At 37.4% G+C, this 5,987-nt stretch carries 5 protein-coding genes; 2 read left to right on the top strand and 3 right to left on the bottom strand.

The window, feature by feature from the left end; all coding sequences use genetic code 11:
- Positions 1 to 259: 259 nt before the first annotated feature.
- Positions 260 to 1,093 carry a PEP-CTERM sorting domain-containing protein gene (locus D6734_12140; GenBank protein ID RMF92487.1) on the top strand — a complete coding sequence of 278 codons (834 nt, stop codon included), beginning with the start codon at positions 260 to 262 and terminating at the stop codon, positions 1,091 to 1,093.
- 290 nt (positions 1,094 to 1,383) lie between these two features.
- On the opposite strand, the gene D6734_12135 is transcribed toward D6734_12140, so the two are convergent.
- Positions 1,384 to 2,385, bottom strand: a complete 1,002-nt coding sequence (locus D6734_12135; GenBank protein ID RMF92486.1) for a 4Fe-4S dicluster domain-containing protein — start codon at positions 2,383 to 2,385, stop codon at positions 1,384 to 1,386.
- Positions 2,386 to 2,705: 320 nt separating this feature from the next.
- Positions 2,706 to 3,452 (bottom strand): 4Fe-4S ferredoxin, encoded by a 747-nt coding sequence (locus D6734_12130; protein ID RMF92485.1) that lies wholly within the window; start codon positions 3,450 to 3,452, stop codon positions 2,706 to 2,708.
- Positions 3,453 to 3,640: 188 nt separating this feature from the next.
- On the opposite strand from D6734_12130, the gene D6734_12125 reads away from it, so the two are divergent.
- Positions 3,641 to 4,693, top strand: a complete 1,053-nt coding sequence (locus tag D6734_12125; GenBank protein ID RMF92484.1) for a hypothetical protein — start codon at positions 3,641 to 3,643, stop codon at positions 4,691 to 4,693.
- A gap of 43 nt (positions 4,694 to 4,736) precedes the next feature.
- Here the strand turns inward: D6734_12125 and D6734_12120 are convergent, their stop codons facing one another.
- The gene (locus D6734_12120) at positions 4,737 to 5,876 is read right to left on the bottom strand and encodes an MFS transporter (GenBank protein ID RMF92483.1); all 1,140 of its coding nucleotides are present in this window, start codon (positions 5,874 to 5,876) and stop codon (positions 4,737 to 4,739) included.
- Positions 5,877 to 5,987: the final 111 nt, after the last annotated feature.

Genomic DNA, 5,987 nt, shown 5'->3' with positions numbered 1-5,987 from the left:
ATTGAACACTTTTTAATATTTAATTAAGTTATTGATTAAATTAAGATAAATTACTTTTTTGACGCTTTTTTTCTCGATTTTTACAATTTAAGTGTCAGGTTTTTGAACACTTTTCATCTAACTCTTAATTTGAATTTTCTTTCATTCAAACTATAATTATATTGAATTACAATGAGTTAATAATGATTATAAGAATTATTCATCTCTTGGCATACTTATTGCATATATAATAACAAAACGAAAAGGGAGGGTTAATATTATGAATAAAAGAAAATTTCTTATACTTTTTTTCACTATGAGCATCTTTATCTTTTCTTTTTCATTTTCGAATGCAACTATTTTGCAGGATCATTTCGGGATCACACTAAGCGTAAGTGGACAAGATTTCGACAATTCGTGGGTGCCGACTCCTGCTTCGGCAGATTATTCCGTTGCTAATTGGGATACAGGAGGAATACATCCTTCTCCTCCGGGATGGGATAATGCAGAAGTATTCGATGTTGAAGCAATGTATTTAGATGATACAGCCACAGATGTTTATTTTGCAATTGTTACATCGATGAGAGAAGACGGCTTTCCGGGTGATATGTGGGGATATCCTTCTACACGAATTTTTGGTCCTGGAGATATTCGCTTGAAAATTGGCAATGGTCCATTACGGGAATATGGAATTGAAATTATCGACGATGCAAATCAGGGTGAAATTTGGAAGGACGCAACTTGGACTTTTGACCAAGGAGGAGCCGGTTATCCTATGGGATACCCTGATTCAGGCCACTATATGAAAACCAATATGCATGTTGGGACAGGCACAAAAACTGGAGATGTTTCAAATTTTGCTTATTACGACGCCGGTGTCGTGGAAAGAGGTTATGCAACCTATGTTATCGAAGGAATTATTCCAAAGGCGGCAATCGGGAATCCGGGAAAAAATACGAGCATAATTATGGAATGGTCTCCTGACTGCAATAATGATTGGCTCGATGTTGGACACAATATGGGCGGGTCAACCCCTCCTGTGCCTGAACCATCAACTATTATGCTAATTGGAATTGGACTTGTTGGTATGTATTTTGCGGGAAGAAAAATATAAAAAAGAAACTCCGCCTCATACATACATCATACTCATCTGCCCCTGATAAATTCATATATCAGGGGCTTTTTTGTGGCTGAAAGTCATATTGCCAATAGAGCTGATAGTTTAAACTCCATTATGCTGAATATCTTAATCAAGGCAGGTCATAGCCATTGAGGGAAATAAACAACAAAGAAAAGAGACTGTCCGGCAACTAAAAAGACAGTGCAGTTAAATGTCGAATAAGACAATAATTCTCATCAGCAAAGGCAGTTACGAAAAATGAATTTTGATAAATTTGGGAAAAACTATCTTTCAAAATGCACATCGACCTGTAGAGGCGGAGGCGGAGAATCTACGGCTTTATTACCAAGCACCGGTTTTACAAAATTCAGAAAATCTTCCCATGCCCCATCTTGAAGAAGAAGCGTGCCTATTCTTTTCCTCCCCTTCCCTTCGCCATTCGTTTTATACCATTCAAGGATTTTCTCTATAATAGAAGGGATTTCTTCATCTGTAACAAATTCTGCAATTCTACTGCCACAAAGAGGATGTCTCCCATGTTTTCCTCCAACTCTAACCTTCCATCCCTTTATATCCTCTTCCCATGCATCGGAGGGGCATGTTCTGATACAGTCTCCACAATGGAGGCATTTAGATTTGTCTATAATGGGATGCCCTGTATCCTTATCTGCTGTAATTGCACCCTCGAGGCAGGTGAATGAACAGAGACGGCAACCAGTGCATCTACCCTCATTCCAAAGAGGTTTTACTGCTCCCTGAAATCCCAGATCCATTTCATTCGTCCTTGGGCAATCTATTGGACATCCTGCAAAAGCAATCTTAAACTTATGGTTAAGTTCTCTGCCAAAAAAACGGCGGTTTACCATATCTGCCATTGCCTGAGCATTTGTAAGTCCATTGGGATTATATTCACACCCTGCACAGGCAGTCGGCACTCTTACTCGAGGACCGCAGGAGGCAATCTCCTGTCCTATTGCATCAAGCTCTGCCTTCAATTTGCCAAGGTCCTTAAAATTTACATAGGTAATCTCAATCGATTGGCGCACAGAGATATGGACATAATCGCCGCCGTACTTTTTTGCAATCTGAGCTATCTTTTCAAGTCTGTCAACAGGGACTCGTCCGCCGGGACACCGAAGACGAACGGTAAAAAGCTCTTTTTGCCTTTGTTTGATTACACCTCCTGATTTCAGAGTATTAAAATCGAGCTCACCGCTCTTTCCATCAATTTCTGCATCAATAACAACCTTTTGCTCCTTATCTTCAATAAATTTATCTGCTGACATCTCCTGCCTCCCTTTAAATAGAAAAAGACAATATATTTATGATTATGGTTATAGTTGGGAAATTTCTTTGAAAATTTTTTATTACTTTTGCCCTTCTAAATCAAGAATATTCTTAACTCTTTGGGTAGGAAGAATTTTAAATTTATATGAAAGATATCAACAAGTCTTCATTGAAAATATCTCATTTTATGCAAGCCATCTGAAAGCTCTATGCCTTCATCAATCCACAGCATAGGGGAAAATGATATCATTAACAAAGATGATTGTGATGAAGGCATATCAACAAAGGTCTTTGAAACCTTTGTAATTTCGAGTAGATATCATAAAATCTTTCCTTCAATCGATACAACGGCTTTTTCCAACGGTATGGTTTTCCCTGACTTTTCAAGTGCGCTATTTACTATCTGTTCCATTCCGAAACAGCATGGAACTTCCATATGAACCAATGTAATTTTTTTGATTGAATTCCTCTTGAATATCTCTGTAAACTTTTCCATATAGAACTGCGCATCATCGAGCTTCGGACATCCTATCAACAGCACCTTATCTTTCAAAAATCTTCTATGAAATCCCGCATAAGAAAAAGGCACACAATCAGCCGCAATCAATAAATGGGCATCATTGAAATAAGGCGCTTGCGGCGCAACAAGTGAAATCTGGACAGGCCAATTCCTAAGCTCTGAATTTTCCTTTATCTCTTCTGATGAGTGCGATGTTTCTTCATTTCGTGTAATTTCTCTTGCAACAGCTGATGGACATCCTCCTCCCATATGATTGTGCGTTCTGCTGTCTCTCTGCCTGACTTTTGGTCGATACTTCTTTCCCATACTTTCAAGACGCTTTCTTACTGCTTCCTCATCATAATCCTCTGAAACCTCTCTCTCTTCTACTCTTATAGCATCAAAAGAGCAGCTTCCAAGGCAATCTCCTAATCCATCACAATATTTTTCTGCAACCAAACGAGCTTTGCCGTCTATGATCTGAAGAGCGCCTTCATGACATTTTGGGATACAGTCACCGCAACCTGTGCATTTTTCTTCATCGATTATAACTATTTTTCTTTTCATTTTCTTGTCCTTTCCAATAAATTGTTTCTATTTTCATAATATGAAAAATAAAAATAATTCCTATGACTTATGTCATAAGCATCTATATTATATGATTATGGCGGTTAAATATTGGCAAAGGAGCTTCGATAAAAAATTAGAAAATCTCCCAATTTGACAAGAAAACCAATATTTCTAAAAATAGGAATATGAAATCTAAAAAAATGTCTTCAGATAAATCCATTCATTCTGATGAGATTATCAAAATTGCCACTGGATTTCATCTTTCAAAAATTCTCTTTGCCGCAGTAGAATTTGACATCTTTTCAAAGATTGGGAGGAAAAAGCTTCAGGCAAAAGAAATTGCCAAAATGTGCCGTCTTCCTGTAAGGTCAACAACGCGTCTGCTGAATGGCAATGTGGCTGTCGGTCTGCTCAATTATGAAAAGGGAAAATACAGCAACAGCAAAGTCTCTGAGAAATACCTGATTAGAGGAAAAAAAGAATATCTCGGCGACCTTATGAAGGCATACAACAATATCCTTTATGACAAGTGGGGAAATCTCGAAGAAGTAATAAAGAGCAATAAATTTCAACCTGTATTTGGTCCTCAAAAGGATACCATTGGCAATATCTCAAAAAACATAAAAATTGCTGAAAAAGCAATAATGGCACAGCATAATTACAGCATTAAACCGGCAGAAGAACTTGCATCAAAGTTTGATTTTTCAAAATACAATACACTCCTTGACCTTGGAGGAGGGTCAGGAATATTATCAATCACTGCAGTAAAAAAATATCCCAATCTGAAGGCAATTGTTTTTGATTTTCCACCTGTCTGCAAAATCACAAGGAAAGTTATTTCAAAGTATAAGGCAGGAACAAAAGTAAAGGTAATTGAAGGAAACATTCTGATAGATGATTTTCCAAAGGGAGCAGATATAATTCTCATTTCTGGTGTCCTCGATGGATACGATAGTAAAATCTGCAGAAAAATAATAAAGAAATCTTACGACTATCTGCCTTCAGGAGGAGCAATAATTCTGAAAGAATCAATCATTAATGATGACAGGACTTCACCTCTTTTCCCTGTCCTTTTTTCAATTGCTTTGATGATTGAGACTGAAGGTGGAGATGCACGGTCAAGAGGTGAAATGACGCAATGGCTCAAAGAGGCAGGTTTTAAAAAAATAAGATACAAGCCGTTGACAGGAATAAGCGGTAAATTTAGAAACTTGGGCTTTCTATATGCTGAGAAGTAAGCCGTCTTCTATCTTTCCTATCTCGTTGTAAAAAAAGAGTTGGTCATTCTTTTACAAAAGCGAGCCCTGCAATAGCCACAAAAGTCGTAATTAAGGAAAATATGAAAACATATTCCTTTCCAAAAGTTTGCCACAAAAAACCTGCTATCAATGAAGCAGGCAAGCTCAATAATCCCATCCCCATTTGAAGAGTGCCAAGAGCTGTTGCACGAATTTTTTCAGATGAAATTTTTGATGCCAGCGCCCTTACCGAAGGCTCAAATGCGGCAAGGTGAAAACCATATATTATAAAAAGTAAAAGAATTAGTAGTTTTCCATCTCCGACGAAAATGAATCCTAAACATAAAATCATAAATAGTAAAAAAGACCATAGCAATACTGCCTTTTTTCCAAATTTGTCCGATATTCTTCCCATCGGCAGGGACATTATTGAAGCTGTAAATGTAAAAACAAGATACAATAGAGGGATAGATGAGGTTTTAAAGTTTTCACCTCTTGCCGCCAACAAAAGAAATGAATAGCTGAAATTACCTAATGCAAAAAAGGATATAGAAAGCAGTAGGAAATAAAAATTTTTATCAAAATCTTTAAACGAAATTTTTATCCTTCTATTAATGCCCTTTCTTTGTTCACTTATAAATAAAACTATCAGTAAAAGTGAAAGAAGTGAAGGGAAAGCCGCCAAAAAAAAGAGTTTTCTGTAGCCAAGAATGCCAACGAGCAATACTCCTGCAATAACTCCGAGAAATGCTCCTAAATGATCCATCATCCTCAAAAAACCAAAATTTCTACCTATCTGCTGCTTTGAAGATAAATCAGCTATCATTGCGTCTCGCGGTGCCCCTCTTATCTTTCCGGCGCGGTCTAATGCGCGATAAGGGATCAACCACTGCCAAGATGAAGCCGTGGAATATCCCACTCGCGATATTGCCCCCATAAGGTAGCCCGACCAAATAAATAATTTTCGCCTCCGAATCTTATCTGAAAGATAACCCGACAATCCCTGTGATATAGAGACAAGGGCATTTCCCAATCCATCTAAAAAACCGAGAGCAATCATTGAAGCGCCCAAAACTTCGGTAACATAAAGAGGCCACAAGGGATAAATTATATCTGAACCAAAATCATTCAGAAAGGACGCAAGAGCAAAAATTAATATGGCGCGATTTTTTAGATTCTTCATTATTTTTTATACTGATTTAATATAAGAGAAGTATAAATCAGAGGAAGCCATTTTAAAAGATTATTAACTTTTTTTGATAATGCCAAAATACCGCCCTTCTGTGTATAGATT

It is taken from the genome of Candidatus Schekmanbacteria bacterium (genome assembly GCA_003695725.1).
Lineage (GTDB): Bacteria > Schekmanbacteria > GWA2-38-11 > GWA2-38-11 > J061 > J061.
The sequence above is the reverse complement of the archived record's forward strand: the minus strand, read 5'-3'. Positions and strand labels throughout refer to the sequence as shown.